Annotated in this window: 12 protein-coding genes; 1 reads left to right on the top strand and 11 read right to left on the bottom strand. The window is 41.6% G+C overall.

The features are described 5' to 3' along the window. The first annotated feature begins 16 nt into the window (after positions 1 to 16). On the top strand, positions 17 to 1,240 hold the full coding sequence (locus tag ACUR5C_RS09870; RefSeq protein WP_454464953.1) for a BaiN/RdsA family NAD(P)/FAD-dependent oxidoreductase: 1,224 nt from the start codon (positions 17 to 19) through the stop codon (positions 1,238 to 1,240). A 73-nt stretch (positions 1,241 to 1,313) separates the two neighbouring features. Here ACUR5C_RS09870 and accD read toward each other — a convergent pair whose 3' ends face one another. The 11 genes from accD to ACUR5C_RS09925 form a co-directional block, all read right to left on the bottom strand. Beyond that, entirely contained in the window at positions 1,314 to 2,192 is an 879-nt protein-coding gene (gene accD / locus ACUR5C_RS09875) for an acetyl-CoA carboxylase, carboxyltransferase subunit beta (RefSeq protein WP_454464954.1), read from the bottom strand. 122 nt (positions 2,193 to 2,314) lie between these two features. Next, entirely contained in the window at positions 2,315 to 3,106 is a 792-nt protein-coding gene (gene truA / locus ACUR5C_RS09880) for a tRNA pseudouridine(38-40) synthase TruA (protein WP_454464955.1), read from the bottom strand. Positions 3,107 to 3,172: 66 nt separating this feature from the next. Continuing rightward, positions 3,173 to 5,695 (bottom strand): motility hub landmark protein FimV, encoded by a 2,523-nt coding sequence (locus ACUR5C_RS09885; RefSeq protein ID WP_454464956.1) that lies wholly within the window; start codon positions 5,693 to 5,695, stop codon positions 3,173 to 3,175. Positions 5,696 to 5,993: 298 nt separating this feature from the next. Next, positions 5,994 to 7,751, bottom strand: a complete 1,758-nt coding sequence (locus ACUR5C_RS09890) for an acyl-CoA dehydrogenase (protein WP_454464957.1) — start codon at positions 7,749 to 7,751, stop codon at positions 5,994 to 5,996. A 163-nt stretch (positions 7,752 to 7,914) separates the two neighbouring features. After that, positions 7,915 to 9,582, bottom strand: coding sequence for an alanine/glycine:cation symporter family protein (locus ACUR5C_RS09895; protein WP_454464958.1), 1,668 nt, complete (start codon positions 9,580 to 9,582; stop codon positions 7,915 to 7,917). 120 nt (positions 9,583 to 9,702) lie between these two features. Continuing rightward, entirely contained in the window at positions 9,703 to 10,041 is a 339-nt protein-coding gene (locus tag ACUR5C_RS09900; RefSeq protein WP_454464959.1) for a pentapeptide repeat-containing protein, read from the bottom strand. Positions 10,042 to 10,176: 135 nt separating this feature from the next. Then, positions 10,177 to 11,307 carry a sodium ion-translocating decarboxylase subunit beta gene (locus ACUR5C_RS09905; RefSeq protein WP_454464960.1) on the bottom strand — a complete coding sequence of 377 codons (1,131 nt, stop codon included), beginning with the start codon at positions 11,305 to 11,307 and terminating at the stop codon, positions 10,177 to 10,179. Positions 11,308 to 11,347: 40 nt separating this feature from the next. Next, entirely contained in the window at positions 11,348 to 13,141 is a 1,794-nt protein-coding gene (oadA, locus tag ACUR5C_RS09910; protein ID WP_454464961.1) for a sodium-extruding oxaloacetate decarboxylase subunit alpha, read from the bottom strand. A 9-nt stretch (positions 13,142 to 13,150) separates the two neighbouring features. Further along, positions 13,151 to 13,390 (bottom strand): OadG family protein, encoded by a 240-nt coding sequence (locus ACUR5C_RS09915; RefSeq protein WP_454464962.1) that lies wholly within the window; start codon positions 13,388 to 13,390, stop codon positions 13,151 to 13,153. Between the two features lie 163 nt (positions 13,391 to 13,553). Continuing rightward, a complete protein-coding gene (locus ACUR5C_RS09920; RefSeq protein ID WP_454464963.1) occupies positions 13,554 to 14,873 on the bottom strand; it encodes a Calx-beta domain-containing protein in 1,320 nt (439 codons plus the stop codon). Positions 14,874 to 15,155: 282 nt separating this feature from the next. Beyond that, positions 15,156 to 15,761: a peroxiredoxin gene (locus tag ACUR5C_RS09925; RefSeq protein WP_454464964.1), complete on the bottom strand. Its 606-nt coding sequence runs from the start codon at positions 15,759 to 15,761 to the stop codon at positions 15,156 to 15,158. Between the last annotated feature and the right edge of the window lie 219 nt (positions 15,762 to 15,980).

The raw sequence follows: 15,980 nt of genomic DNA on the forward strand, positions 1-15,980 counted from the left end.
GCGGATATCGGGTAAAATGCGGCACAATTTAGTCAGTAAGGCAGTATTTGTGTTTGAGTTAAAAGAATATGACGTCATTATTGTAGGCGCCGGAGCAGCGGGCTTAATGTGCGCCTCTACCGCAGCTGCAAGAGGTAAAAAGACCTTAGTAATAGACCACGCTAATAAAATGGCTAAAAAAGTCCTTATGAGTGGCGGTGGCCGTTGTAACTTTACCAATTATTATGTCGAGCCAGAAAACTTTATCAGTCATAACCCCCACTTTTGTAAGTCCGCGTTAAGTCGCTACACCCAATGGGACTTTATAGCGCTCGTGGAAAAATACCAAATCGATTACTATGAGAAAACTCTTGGCCAACTATTTTGCCGAAAAAGCTCAAAAGATATTCGCGATTTACTCCTCAATGAATGTCAAAGTCATGGTGCAAAAATTCACTTAAAATGCAGTATTCAAACTATCCGTAAAGACAACGATAGCTATCAGCTTAGTACCACTTTAGGCGATGTTTCATGCCGCTCTCTAGTGATTGCATGTGGCGGTTTATCAATTCCTACAATGGGGGCTAGCGGGTTTGGCTATCAAGTCGCTGAGCAATTTGGACACCATGTATACCCTACCAGGCCGGGTCTAACCCCACTAATTGTGGACGAGAAACTAAAACAAAGTTTCGCAGAGCTAGCAGGGAATTCTATAGATGTTGAAGTCAGCTGTGGCCAAACATCCTTTAAAGAAGCCATGCTATTCACTCACAAAGGTTTAAGCGGCCCCGCGATCCTTCAAATATCTAGCTATTGGCAGCCAGGCATGCCAATTAGCATAAATTTACTGCCGCATTTAAATTGTGCTCAGTGGTTAGCTGAAAGCAAAAGCACTCGTCCCGAGATTAATTTAAAAACTTTGCTTGCAACTCAATTTAGTCAGTCTGTCGCCACTTATTTAGTTAGTAAGCTTAATATTAACTTAAAGCTTAAACAATTAGAGCAAAAGCAAATACAGCAAATCGAAGAGCTTCTATGTGGCTGGATTATTTATCCTAAAGACTATGAAGGTTATAAGGTCGCAGAAGTGACCATCGGCGGTGTTGATACCAGTGAAATATCCTCTAAAACCTTCGAGTCGAATAAATCTAGTGGTTTGTATTTTATTGGCGAAGTGCTAGATGTTACTGGCCATTTAGGCGGTTTTAATTTTCAGTGGGCTTGGGCATCGGCCTATGCCGCAGGACAGTACGTTGGTTAGTGTCGGTTTAAAAGGAAATTAACATAAAAAAATAGGCGCCTGAGCACCTATTTTTTATCTATCTTTTTTCAAGTTAAGCTTCTGTTTCTACGACTTGCTCTGGCTGGTGCATCATTTTTAATAGCACGCTGCTAATCACATCACGCATTTCTCGCCGGTCAACAATCATATCGATGGCACCATGATCTAACAAAAATTCAGAGCGTTGAAACCCTTCAGGCAAAGTTTCTCTTACAGTTTGCTCAATAACGCGTGGACCCGCAAACCCAATTAAAGCATTTGGTTCGCCAATGTTAATGTCGCCTAGCATCGCTAAACTCGCAGACACACCGCCCATGGTTGGATCAGTGAGCACAGAGATAAAAGGTAATCCCTTTTCAGACATTTTTGCCAACACGGCACTGGTTTTAGCCATTTGGAAAAGCGAAATTAGCGCTTCCTGCATACGGGCACCACCACTCGTTGCAAAGCAAACTAAAGGTAAACCTTCTTTTATTGCAATTAATGCGGCTCTAACAAACTTTTCACCAACAACCGCTGCCATTGAACCAGCCATAAAGTTAAATTCAAACGAACAAGCAACAATCGGTTGTCCTTTAAGTTCACCTTTAAATGCAACTAGGGCATCGTTCTCACCTGACGCCTTTTGCGCGGCAACAATGCGGTCTTTATAACGCTTTGAGTCTTTAAACTTTAAACGATCCACAGGCTTTAAATCGCTGCCAATTTCCACCAAGTTAGCGTCATCTAAAAAACTATTCAAGCGCGCTCGCGCACCAATTCTCATATGAAATGAACACTTAGGGCAAACTTCTAAACTGCGTTCTAATTCAGCCTTGTACAAAACAGAATCACAGTTTTTGCATTTAGCCCAAACACCTTCCGGTACTGACTTTTTTCGATCGGCAACAGAGGTTGTTCTTTTTGGCAAAATTCGTTCAAACCAGCTCATAATTCGCTCTTATTGATAATAAAACTGGCGGGTATTCTACCATCGTTAATCAAAAGGTTAAGTGTTAATGTTAATAAACTGGTCTAATCTCTAGGTTAGATTTTTAATAAATGCGAGTAAGCCTACAAATTATCAATAAATGTGAGTGGCCCTAGCGGCATTTTCGGTATTTCATAGGTTTCCGGGTAACTGACATTAACTAAATACAAACCGTCAGGTTTGGCGGTCATGGGTGCTTGTGTTCTATCTGCTTTGGCTAAAACTTCAGCAACAAAACTAACCGGATTTTTGCCTTCGCCAATGGTGATTAGACAACCCACAATATTCCTTACCATATGATGCAAAAACGCATTAGCCTGAATGTCGACAATAACGAACTCCCCTTGTCTTTTCACCGATACCTGGGTAACACAACGGTTGGGCGTTTTGGACTGACATGAAGCAGCTTGAAAAGAGGCAAAACTTTGCTCTCCAAGCAGAGCCTGTGCCGCTTGGTGCATGAGGCTCTCGTTTAAAGACTGATTATGCCAAGTGACTTTCGTGGCTAAAGTAGCGCTCCTGTAGGGGGTATTTTGAATAATATAACGATAGCGGCGTGCAGTTGCCGAATGCCGAGCGTGAAACGCCTCTGGCACAGATTTCGCCCAGCGAATTGCGATATCGCTCGGCAATAAAGTATTAGCGCCCAGATTCCAGGCTTTTAAGGGCCTTGGGTTAGAACAATGAAAATGGATTACTTGTCCAGTTGCGTGCACTCTAGAATCCGTACGTCCGGCACAATAAACCTGAATGGGTTCATTAGCAATTTGAGAGAGCACTTCTTCGACGCATTGTTGAACTGATGGGGAGTGGCTTTGCCGTTGCCAACCACAATAAGCGGTTCCCGTATACTCAACGCCTAACGCAATATTCATGTTTAAATCTCATGAAAAAAGGCGGTAAAAACCGCCTTTTTGTTTTAAGTTATGGGTATTTTACTATTAATCAGCTTTATCTAAAAGCGCCTGAGCTTCTTGCTTTTGAGTTTCGTCACCCTCAGCAACTACTTCAGCTAAAATTTCTTTCGCACCTTCAGAGTCTCCCATATCAATGTAAGCTCTTGCTAAATCGAGTTTAGTGCCAATTTCATCGCCAGCACTTTCATCGTCTTCTTCATCAAAGTTGCTTTCATCACCGTCAATATCAAACTCATCATCATCTAAGTCTAAAGAAATATCATCTGAGTCATCACCGATGTCTAATGAAAAATCATCATCTTGCTCAGAGTCTGTCCCTAAGTCATCTTCTAGGTCTAGTTCAAAATCACCACCAGCTATTTCAGAGTCTAACTCATCAGCACCTTCAATTTCGTCGATAGATAGCTCGTCTTCAATCGCATCGAAAGTTTCTGTAACCGCACCGCTTAGGTCTTCTTCTGGTTTTTCAGTGTCAAAGTCCATATCAATATCAAACTCTTCGTCACTTTCTGTAGTATCAGCAGCAGTTACATTTGAGTCGTCATCGATACTAAATTCATCTTCACCAAAAATATCTTCGGTAGACGGTAAATCAAAACCTTCTTCTCCCGATTCATTCGCAGATTCACCCCAAGCTTGCTCTTTTAATTGCTTAATTTGAGATTCCCACTCTGCAGAATCAACCGCTTGAGAAACTTCTTCGGCTAAAGAGTCAAATTTTTCTTGGTCATCATTTTCTGCGTAGCACTCCATTAACTTCACTTTTAGATCAGAGCGAATGGGGTTATCTTCTATCGCTTCTAGCAGTAAAGTTTCTGCTTGTTCATATTTACCATAGGCAATATAAATATCTGCTTCACCTAATGGATCAAAACTTTCATCATCGCCTTCTTTGGACGCATCATCATCTTCATCCATATCTAGCTCAACTAACATATCATCACCAACATCTGGTAACTCAAAGTCTTCCGATGTATCAACGCCTGCAGCACCTGCACTAGCAACTAAATCGTCTTGAAAGTCGTCTTCTTCCATGCGCTTGCGCATTTTCCAGAAAACCGCAATCACAACTAAAAGAATAACCCCAATACTTCCCCAAAGCGCCATACCCGAATCTAAAATAGACTCAAAGAACCCCTTTTCTTGCTTAGGTGTATAAACTTTCTTAGGCTTCACCTTTTTAGGTTCTGGTAGTTTTGGTTGTTGCACTGCTTGGGCAGCATTGTCGTTTGCTGTATCAGTTGCGTTATCGGCAGTTTGAACAGAGTCACTAGACTCAACCGCGAGCTCGTCAGCAGTGGCGTTAGAATCGGTAGACTCTGCATCAATACCACTATCATTTTGAGATGAAGTATCTTGATTAGCTTGGGTAAGTGCCGCTAACTCTGCATCTGCAATGTTAACCGCTGAATCGCCTTGAATAGATTCTAATTTTTGCAAGGCATCTGCAAGTCTGCTGCGCAGCTCTTCATTCTCTGCTTGTAAAGTTGCACTTTGCTCTTGGGTTCTAGCGAGTTCATTTTGAATTTGCTGTACCGCTTGCGTACCTCCAGCAGAATTTTGACTTGAGCTTGAATCACTTGGTGATGCTAAACGCAAACGCGCATCGCTTGATATTTCACGCTGTGAAGTCTGCTGTGAGTTATCTATAATTTGACGTGCACCGCCCGATTTCCATTGACGGTTTTGCATTACCACATCTTGCAAGGCGGCTCGTTGAGCGACATTTGCAATTGACTGTTCATCTGGGATTTTTAACACCTTACCGCGCAGCAAATTATTAATATTACCGTTTCCAAAAGCATCTGGATTAGCCCGATATAGAGCCACTAAGGTCTGATGAATGCTTACTTGAGAGTTAGGTCTTACTTTGCTCGCGATACTCCATAAGGTATCGTTTGCTGAAACTGGGCCATAACTACTACCGCTATAGGTTGGTTCTGGTTGCGACTGAGCTGCTTGCTGAGTTACTTGATTGGAATTATTTGAAGTTTTTTTTACCGAAGCTTTTTCTATAGTGCTTGCCGCCGACTTCTCAAATACCGGCGGGTCTAATAAAAAAGTGTATTCTCTAATAATACGCCCATTCGGCCAGTTAAGTTCAACTAAAAAGTTTAAGAAGGGCTCTTTTATTGGCTCACGCGTGGTCATTAAGATCTTTACTTGACCATTGTCTGACTTAACCGTTTCAAATTTAATTTCGTTAAGATAAAAAAGGCGTTCAACTCCAACTTTCTCGAATTCTGCTAAGCTTGCCAGCGAAGCATGAACCTCATGCTCACCCAGATCGCCTGCAGAAAGCAAAACAATCTCTGCTCTTAATGGTTGGTTAAGCCCAGAATTAAGCTTGTACTCCCCCAAGCCAACCGCAAAAATGGCGCTCGAGTAAAAACTTGCAGTGGTAATGATTAATAGGACTAGTTTGCGAAACATACGCTGATTCCCTTGTATTTGAACCTTTTTAAGTATTTTTAACTGCCAACACCCTTCTAAATTGCCTTTAAAGTCTATATTTGGCGTCAAGTCGAGCATCGTAAATTCTATCATTTAGTAAAGCAATTTTACCTCAAACTTTAGCTATTCCATAAAGTTACAGCACTTACTTAAGATTTTTCTTTATGACATTGCGATAACTATAGCTTAATATTGGATTTTTACCAATAGCTATCCGTTCACAAATTTTAAAATTAGTTACAGAATTACCTTTAAAGCTAGCATTTTCTCAGTTTTAGTCAATCATCCCCTTTAAAATTATATTTTGGGTTAAAGATCAGCTCTTCATTCACAAATGCCAGACACAAAAAAAGGAAGTTTCCTTCCTTTTTCTGGAACCGCTTGCTTAAGCTTAAATTAATTCGCTATTAGCACTCATCACATCTTCATAACCTTGCTCAACTTTATCGCATAAAACATTGATATTGTTGGCTATTTGCTTATTAAAGTAAGTCGCAGCCAAGCGCTTTTTAGCGCTAAAATCTGATTCGCTGACGGAATTTAATGCGCGAATACTTTTCACCCACATCCAGTTATAAATTAGCACACCACTAGCATGTAGATAGTCAACTGCGCCACCTTGCACCTCTGCAGCTCGAGAACTAAATACTTGCTTCAACCATGCACTCGTTTTTTGGTGTCGTGAGAGCCCTTGCTGTAGTGATTGACTGAGCTGCGCCACTAAAGCATCGCTACTTTGCGTGTCTATGTCTTGCTCTATTAACGCATATAACATTTCAAGCATGCCTTGTTTGTCTAAACAAACTTTACGCACGAGTAGATCTTGCGCTTGAATTCCGTTAGTTCCTTCGTATATTTGCGCTATTTTAGCGTCTCTAACAAGCTGTTCTAATCCCCACTCTCTTACATAGCCATGACCACCTAAAACTTGTAAACCATGGTTACAGGCTTCATAGCCCTTATCCGTAAAAAACGCTTTCGCAATTGGGGTAAGCAATGCCATTAACGACTCGGCTTTTAATTTTTCTTGTGGATCTGAATGATGGTATTGCTTGTCAATTTGCAGCCCCATAAATACCGCTAAAGCACGCGCAGGCTCTGTGTAGGCCCGTTGCTCTAATAACATTCGGCGAACATCCGCATGCTCAATAATGCTGGCAAACTCACCTTGCGCATTTTTGCCCTGCTTTCTCTCTAAAGCGTAAGATTTAGCCAATTGGTAGGAAGTTTCAGCCAACCCAATACCTTGAATGCCAATAGAAAGCCGCTCTAAATTCATCATGGTGAACATAGCAAAAAGGCCGCGATTTTCTTCGCCTACCAAAAAGCCTTCAGCCTGATCAAAATTCATGACGCAGGTAGCTGAGGCCTTGATTCCCATTTTATGCTCTATACTACCGCAAGTTACTCCATTGGGTTCACCGAGAGAACCATCTTCATTAACCTTTATCTTAGGCACAAGAAACAAGCTTATTCCGCGCGGCCCTGCTGGCGCACCAGGCAGTTTAGCTAACACTAAATGAATAATATTTTCAGCTAAATCATGCTCGCCACCAGTTATAAAAATCTTTGTTCCAGAAATTACATATTTTCCGTCACCTTGCGGTTCTGCTTTACTCTTGATGATGCCTAAATCTGAACCTGCGTGCGGCTCAGTTAACCCCATTGCGCCAGACCAGCGGCCTTCTAACATAGGAGGAATGTAAGTTTGCTTTAACGCGTCGTTCGCATGCGCTTTAATTGCGTGGTATGCACCATTAGTTAAACTAGGATATAAACAAAAGGAAGTATTGGCTGAATAGGTCATTTCTTCAATCAGCACATGGAGAGTTTTTGGCAAACCTTGACCGCCAAACTCAGGATCACCTGATGTCCCCTGCCAACCGCCTTGACAAAACTCTTGATAAGCTTGTTTAAAGCCTTTAGGCGTAGTCACTTTACCTTGGTCAAACTCGCAACCTTGCTCATCACCTTCTCGGTTAAGCGGAAACAAAACATTTTCTGAAAACTTAGCGGCTTCTTCCAAAACTGCAGCGTATAGTTCGCTATCAAACTCGGCAAAAGCTTCAATTTGCCCTAAGGTATTTTGAACATTAAATACATTATTAAGCAAAAAGTTCATATCTGCTAAAGGTGCTTTATAACTCATTGTGTCTCATTCTCAAATTGGGTTAATCATTAGGCAAACTGGTGTTTGCACTCGACCAAGAATAAACCCCACTATGTGGGGCTTATTTTGCAATCGACAGCTAAATAATTAGCTTTTATTGTGACTGTTAGAGTTATTCTATCACAATTTTCAAACAGGTGTTTTAATCTGCTTTATTCTCTTTAAAATCTTTCCAGTATTCTGCCACCGTTTGCTTCATATCTTTATGCAGCAAGAAAATACCGACTAAATTGGGTATGGTCATTAAAGCAACCGTCACGGCAGCAATTTCCCAAATGATTTTCGAGTCCACAATAGATGCCAAGAAGAAGGCACTAATATAAACAATGCGGTAAGGAAGCACTGCTCTTTCGCCAAACAAGTAAATTGCCGCTCTGTCACCGTAGTAAGACCAGGCAATCGCTGTACTAAAAGCAAAAAGTAAAAGTCCAATGGTGACAATGTACTGTCCCCAATCCCCAAAAAAGCCGCGTTTAAATGCCTCGGAGGTTAATTTTACAGAGTGAACAAGCGACTTTCCTGACACCACAATGTCGGGTGTAGTAATACCACCGTCTTTAATACTCAGCATTCCTGTAAATGGCTGCCCCTCTTGGCTGTAGGTAACATCTTCAGCAATTGAACGAGCAGCAATAAGGGTGTATTGAGAGTCATCGGCTTTACCGTCTACGACTCTAACGTCTCCCGTAAAAGTCGCCAGAGGCTCTTGCTGTATTTTATTGAGATGTTTATAGAGCTTTTCAACGTCAGCACTATTTTGCTCACTATAATTGCCAGCAAAATAAGTCATATCCGTGGTATCAAAGTCGTTTTGATGCTTTTCTGTCCAAACACCTGAAGAAAGTATCACTAGACCGGTAATGGTACAAATTACGATGGTATCGATAAATGGTTCTAATAAAGACACCATACCTTCTGACGCAGGCTCTTTACCTTTTGCGCTCGCATGCGCAATTGCAGCAGAACCTTGTCCTGCTTCATTTGAGAATAGGCCTCGATTCACACCGCGTTGCATTGCATAGGCAAAACTAGCGCCTAAAAAACCACCAACAGCTGAGGAACCGGTAAAAACATTTTCAAATATAGAGATAAATGATGGACCAATATTTTCCAAGTTAGCAAAAATTACCGCAAAAGCACCAACAAGATAAATAAGCGCCATTCCGGGAACAATTTTTTCAGCGACTTGTGCAATACGTTTAATGCCACCAATAATAACTAAGGCTAAAATAACCGCTAATACAGCACCAGTTAACCACTTTTCAATTCCGAAAGACTCGTTTAAGCCAACAGCAATATTATTGATTTGTGGCATATTGCCACTACCCATAGAGCTCACAATGGTTGCTATAGCGAAAATTACCGCTAACCACTTCATGTTAAGCTTCTTTTCCATATAGTACATTGGACCACCAGCCATTGTACCGTCTGCAGTTTTTTCACGATATTTGTGTGACAGTGTGACTTCTACAAACTTAGTGGTCATGCCAAAGAATGCGGTCATCCACATCCAAAAAAGTGCGGCTGGGCCCCCTAAATAAATTGCTAAGGCAACGCCACCAATATTACCCGTACCAACAGTACCTGATAGAGCGGTGGTTAAAGCTTGAAAGTGACTAGTATCACCAGGTGCATCGCTTTTTGCGTATTTTCCACGCAAAATGCGAGTCGCTTGTCCAAAATAACGAATTTGTGGAAAGCCAAGATAAATGGTGAAGAAAACACCAACACCAATCAATAGGTATGGGAAGTAAGCTGCACTTCCTAAAAATGAATCCAAAAACTTTATAAAATCAGTAAATGCTTCCAAAGCCTGCCCCTTAAAATATTTATGTTATTTATGTTTATTGCAGGCAGTATAAACTAAACAATATAAAATTTCTCATCTTGAAAACAAGATTTTTAAGTAATCATTTACTTTGTTTAGCGTTTAGCTTGAAGGTCTCATCCGGGTGCCTTTATCAACCGACAAGAGGATTTCTTCTGCGCGAATTTTATCAGGAAACAAACACCCCGAAATTTGCGCTGAAGCAACACTTGCACCGCTTAAAGTAGCAAGTGAGAAATCAATTCCGCGTAGGTCTGCGGCTCTAAAATAACACCCACTAAAGTTGCAATGCGAGGCATCAAGCCCTCTCAAATCCAAGCCACGAAAGTCACAATCGTGAAAATCTAAAGTTTCGCCTTGGGGCTTTTGTTGATTAAATTCTTTGACTTTTTCTGCTCTTAGCAGCTGGTATAACGGTTCGTCAGGAAATCTTAATGGCATAGAAACAACCTCAAACTAGCTTAAATTTTATCCACTTACTCAGTATAGTTGGGTAAGTCAATCTTCGCTATTTAAACCAATTAGTGGTCTATTTAAGTCATACAACGGCTGAATATGTAAAACCTCAGTATGTGGTTAAACTAATGCCAATAATACGCCAGCAGCGACCGCCGACCCAATAACACCCGCAACATTAGGGCCCATCGCATGCATTAATAAGAAATTATGTGGGTTTGCTTCTAGGCCGACTTTATTAACGACCCTGGCTGCCATTGGAACCGCTGACACGCCGGCAGCTCCGATTAGTGGATTTATTTTTTCACGGCTAAAACGTGACATGATTTTGGCCATAATAACCCCGCTCGCGGTGCCAATTGAAAATGCCACAGCACCAAGCAACAAAATACCAATCGTTTCCCAGTTTAAAAACTTATCTGCAGATAGTTTAGAGCCAACCCCTAGGCCTAAAAATATGGTGGTAATATTAATAAGTGCGTTTTGTGTTGTTTCTGACAAGCGGTTAACGACTCCACTTTCTTTCATTAAGTTACCAAAGCAAAACATGCCTATTAGTGGTGCAGCAGAAGGAAGTAGCAATAAGCACAGAGTTAATATAACGAGTGGGAAAATAATTTTTTCCTTTTTGCTAACATGGCGCAACTGAGTCATCTCTATGGCTCTTTCTTTTTCAGTTGTTAGCAAGCGCATGATAGGAGGCTGAATAATAGGTACAAGCGCCATATAAGAATAAGCCGCAACAGCTATAGCACCAAGTAAATCAGGCGCTAATTTACCCGCTAGAAAAATAGCAGTTGGCCCGTCGGCACCGCCAATAATGGCGATTGCGGCCGCATCTTGAATGCTCCATTCAATGCCTGGCAGTGCATTGAGAGCCAGTGCACCCAATAATGTGGCAAATATACCGAACTGAGCTGCAGCGCCTAAAAATAGGGTTTTCGGGTTTGCGATGAGCGCGCCAAAATCTGTCATAGCGCCAACTCCCATAAAAATGATAAGTGGAAACACACCCGTCTCAATTCCAACTTGGTAGACTAAGTACAACACACCGCCGGGCTCGGCAATTCCCGCCACCGGAATATTACTTAAAATTGCACCAAATCCAATCGGCAATAAAAGTAACGGCTCAAACTCGCGCACTATCGCCAAATAAAGCAATGTAAAGCCAACTGCGATCATCGCAATTTGTGCAAATTCAAAGTTGGCAATTCCGGTGCTTTGCCAAAGCTGTAACAAACCTTCGTACATAAATTCTGTTTCTCGTTATTATTATCTTTGCCTTTAAGGCTTATTCTAAATGCAGTAAAGGCTCGTTATGGCTAACTGAATCACCTTCTTTTACATTAACTTGAGAAACCTTACCGGCGCTTTGCGCGCGAACTTCAGTTTCCATTTTCATCGCTTCTAAAATAATGACAACATCTCCGGCATTCACCTGATCGCCAGGTTTAACTAAAATTTTAAATATGTTGCCCGCAAGAGGCGCATTAACCAAAGCTGCAGCATTTTCTGTACCCGCAGTAGTCCGCGAAGACGAGGCGACAGACTCCGCTGGTTGTATACTGTTAATTTCTCCTCTACTCACGGTGACACTAAACTGCTTACCATTCACTGCTACCTGATAACTTTCAGTTGCCGCTGAGCCCTCTGCTGCCACATGTTGTAGGCTTTCGGTTTTACTGCTGGCTGTTGCTTGTGAAGGCGCAGCTTCAAATGCCTCAGGGTTCCCCCTATTTTTTAAAAATTTAATCCCTACTTGAGGAAACAGTGCGTAAGTTAATATGTCATCGATAGCGGCTTCGGCTAGTTGAATATTTTCTTGTTGTGCAATGTCAGTTAGCTCTTTGGTCAATTTGGCTAACTCCGGCTGTAAGTTATCCGCAGGCCTAACAGTAATTGGCTTGTCGCCTTTTAAAACTCGCTCTTGTAAAGCTTTATTTACTGGGGCAGCAGTTGCACCATATTCACCTTTAAGAACACCTGCGGTTTCTTTACTAATGCTTTTGTAACGTTCACCAGTTAAAACGTTTATTACCGCCTGAGTCCCCACAATTTGAGAGGTGGGCGTTACTAAAGGAATAAAACCTAAATCTTCTCTTACTTTAGGAATTTCTAAGAGCACTTCATCCAATTTATCTTCTGCCCCCTGCTCTTTTAGCTGATTTTCCATATTGGTTAGCATACCGCCTGGAACTTGAGCCACTAAAATGCGTGAGTCGATACCCTTTAAGCTCCCTTCCCATTGCGCATATTTCTTTCTGACTTGTCTAAAGTAAGCCGCTATTTCTTCTAATTTTGGTAATTCAAGACCGGTGTCACGCTCATGATCTTGGAATATTGCGACTACAGATTCTGTGGCCGAGTGGCCATATGTCATACTCATAGAGGAAATACTGGTATCAACGGTATCGACACCAGCTTCTACTGCTTTAGTGATGGTTGCCGTGCTAAGTCCAGTGGTCGCATGGGCATGTAGCGCGATAGGAATGTTAATAGACTCTTTAAGACGACTCACTAACTCTTCTGCCACATAAGGTTTAAGCAAGCCAGCCATGTCTTTAATACATAAAGAATGAGCGCCCATATCCTCAATTTGTTTGCCCATATCTAACCACATTTGAATATTGTGAACTGGGCTTACCGTGTAAGACAAAGTACCTTGTGCATGTTTATCAACCTTGATGGTTGCAGCTATCGCGGTTTTTAAGTTACGCATGTCGTTCATCGCGTCAAAAATGCGGAAAATATCCATTCCGTTAACTGCAGCTCGCTCTACAAACGCATTAACTACATCATCAGCGTAATGTCGATATCCAAGAATATTTTGAGCTCGAAACAGCATTTGCTGCGGCGTGTTGGGCATCGCTTGCTTTAAACGACGCAACCTTTCCCACGGGTCTTCCCCTAAAAACCGGATACAGGCGTCAAACGTAGCCCCACCCCAAGTTTCTATAGAATGATAACCAATTTGGTCGAGGCGCTCTGCCACAGGCAACATATCATCAATGCGCATTCTGGTAGCAAATAATGACTGATGACCATCGCGTAGTACTAATTCGGTTAATCCAAGCTTTTTGACCATTTGTTATCCTTAAGGGGGAGAGTTTTTATTTCGGAAAGCAAATACGGCGGCAGCAACTGCGGCTAATTCTTCTTCAGATTGCTTATTTGGCTGATTAGATAAAGCGCTCGAACTAACCTGCGGCTCTGCACTAGCGAAATGCTTGATAAAGCTCGTTAAAAATACTAACAAGGAAAGAAACACAAAGACGGTGCTCATGCCAATTAACATTAAGAAAAGCCCATCAGTCATTAGAGTAGATTCATTCATAATAGCGTGTCAGCGTGTTCCCAATAAGTATTCTAGTGGCGCTTTGCCAGCAGCCAATCAGCACAACAATATTTTGCTGAGCGCTAGAAGTTTAAGCGAATCAATAATTTAACATGCAATCTTTAGACATTAAATAGCTTTTGCTCTTTAAAGCTAATTGTTATTAGTTGAACGTGCTTTTTCTAGCCCGCTTAAGCCCTAATAATAGTATAAAAAATAACAGCCAGGCGAGAGACAAAGCACCTGCCGCACTATATTCAGCCTCGGCTTGCGGATCTGGGTTTTCAGTCGGTGGCTGTTCTCCGCCATCACCGCCATCACCGCCATCACCGCCATCATCATTAGCGTCATTGTCGGTAATGGTAAAGCTCACTCGGTTGGGGTTTCCGATAAGTGCGCCATTGGTTGGGTTAGATAAAGTCAAATTAAATACTTCGTTTGATTCTAGCTCTTGATCATCGATAAGACTAATAGTGACCTGAGTCGACTGCACACCTTCAGCAAACGCCAAAGTTTGTGAGACTTGAGTATAATCCATATTGGCAATCGCGCTCGCATCGCTGGAATTTATATCGACACTGACTTGTCCTGCACCACCAAATGAACGCAAAATGGTAATATCAACACTACCTGCACCTTCGCTTGCAGAGTAGTTCACAGCACTAAAGAAAAAAGTGCCCGGCTCGTTTGCAACTTCGTCATCATTAATCGTGACTTTAGTTTGATTTTGACTTCCTAAAACTGCCCCGCCTTGACTACTACTCAAAGTAACCGAAAAGATTTCTGCGCCTTCAAATACCGTATCATCAATAAGCGTTACATCAATCATTTGGGTAGTCTCGCCAGCAGCAAAGGTTATCAGCCCTGTTGCAGCAATAAAATCTTCACCAGCGGTGGCAGTATCGCTTCCTATTGCAGCTACTTCATACTCCACGCTAACCTGGCCTTGCGATCCTTGTAATCGCTCGACGTTTAATTGCAAAGTAGTGACTTGCTCTTCAACACTTACCGCGGCCGACTGCATTTGAATTAATCCAAATTGCGCCGCAGGCCCTATAGAGACAATCCAGTCGAATATGGCGTCTTGGTCCGCTTGACTAATTAAGCCCCCCATTGGCGGCATCACCCCACCACACCCAGGATTTTGACGTGATATTTTTAAAAATAACGCGGAGCCTTCGGGCTCACCGGCCAATACACGTTTAATCGCTGGATTACATTGAGAGTCAATCCCAACAAGCTGATCTTCAGAGGTTTGCGCGTCGGCCAAGGATAAATTACCACTCGGGCTAACCGCACCATGACAGCTAACACAGTTGGCGTTAAAAATGGCTTGAATATTATCAGGTACTGCCGCAGACAAATTAAAGCAAGTTAATAACAAAAAGCAGCCAAATAAGTTCCTAAAACTTTCAGCGATTTTACTTAAATCTAATTTAGCACTTGTTTTAGTTAAAATTTGAAACCCAATTTTGCGCCACATAACTTTAAACCCTTTCCTGCCTAGGCAATTGATTTGTAAATGCTTATTCAATTGAGTATTTTATTAATTAGAACAAGTAGGCCAGACTGCAGTATTTGACCAATATTTAGTAATTGACCAATATTTGGGACTGCTCAATAACAATTAACTCAGTTACTTCGAAATTAGCATAAATAGCGCTTTCTTGCTTATTTTCCGCGAAATAGTGTGAACTGTGCGACAATCAACAGGCGAAAAAAAAGCTGGATAAATCCAGCTTTTTTTAACTTAAAGCCAAATGACTTAAAGTTTGTCAGACTCTTCTGATAAGTATTTAGCAACACCTTCTGGCGTAGCTTGCATACCTTTATCGCCTTCTTTCCAACCTGCAGGGCAAACTTCTCCATGCGCTTGATGGAAATTAAGTGCGTCAACCATGCGTAACATTTCGTCTACGTTACGACCTAATGGTAAGTCATTAACCACTTGATGACGTACTAAACCATCTTCATCGATTAAGAAAGAGGCACGGAATGCAACACCTGCTTCTGGGTGCTCAACGTCAAACGCTTGGCAAATTTGATGTTTAACATCGGCAACCATTGTGTAGCCAACAGGGCCAATACCGCCGTCATTAATTGCCGTATTTCTCCACGCATTGTGGCTAAAATGTGAATCAATAGAAACAGCAATCACCTCTACGCCACGGTCTTGAAACTCTTTTAATCGACGGTCAAAAGCGATCAGTTCCGATGGGCAAACAAAAGTAAAATCTAGAGGGTAAAAGAAAACAACAGACTTCTTACCTTTAGTGGCTTCTTTAAAATTAAAAGAATCTACGATCTCGCCATTACCTAAAACAGCCGCAGCCGTAAAATCCGGTGCATTACGACCAACTAAAACGCCCATACTTTTCTCCTTAAATTAGTTTAATAAAACAACGTTATTATGCCTTTTTAAACAAAGGCTATTTTTAATATAACTGCTTAAAAACTGCAGATTATAAGCAACGATACGCCTTTGTTACGAAAATTGAAAATTGAGGGTATCAATCGCTTATATTGTTTATTGCTATCGGTTTAGATTTACTCACTCAGCCTCTCTCACAACAAGCTGAAAACAGGGTTG

It is taken from the genome of Aliikangiella aequoris, assembly GCF_053709105.1.